Source organism: Psychrobacter sp. Sarcosine-02u-2, assembly GCF_002836335.1.
Classification (GTDB): Bacteria; Pseudomonadota; Gammaproteobacteria; order Pseudomonadales; family Moraxellaceae; genus Psychrobacter; species Psychrobacter faecalis.
On sequence record NZ_PJBX01000083.1, the window covers coordinates 1 to 310 of the forward strand.

General features: G+C 34.2%; 1 protein-coding gene. It reads right to left on the reverse strand.

Going from position 1 to position 310, the window contains the following annotated elements; translation table 11 throughout:
• Positions 1–108: 108 nt before the first annotated feature.
• On the reverse strand, positions 109–264 hold the full coding sequence (locus tag CXF58_RS13800; RefSeq protein ID WP_156770962.1) for a hypothetical protein: 156 nt from the start codon (positions 262–264) through the stop codon (positions 109–111).
• Positions 265–310: the final 46 nt, after the last annotated feature.

A 310-nucleotide genomic window follows, 5' to 3' on the forward strand; every position in this document is an offset into this window, starting at 1 on the left:
ATAATAAGTACAACTCTTAAAGCACTATCATCAATCCTCGATTGCTATTCATCTAATCATTAATCTAAAAACCTCTAAAAAATAATTTCTATACTTTTCAATTGGAATTTAGTTTTTATCACGCAAATACTTGAGCAGTGCCATGATTGTTAGTACTAGTACTGCGAAAAATAGTAGGGTGAATAACAAACAGATAAGCATCATAACCCAGCCCATGCCATACATCATTGAGCCGTTCATCATGCCATGCATTGACCCATTCATTATGATTTCTCCTCAGTCTAAACTGTGATCACTCCAACTCTTCAAT

Excerpts from the sequence above, each read along its gene's own strand:
- CXF58_RS13800 (WP_156770962.1), bottom strand. The coding sequence starts at position 264 with ATGAATGGGTCAATGCATGGCATGATGAACGGCTCAATGATGTATGGC.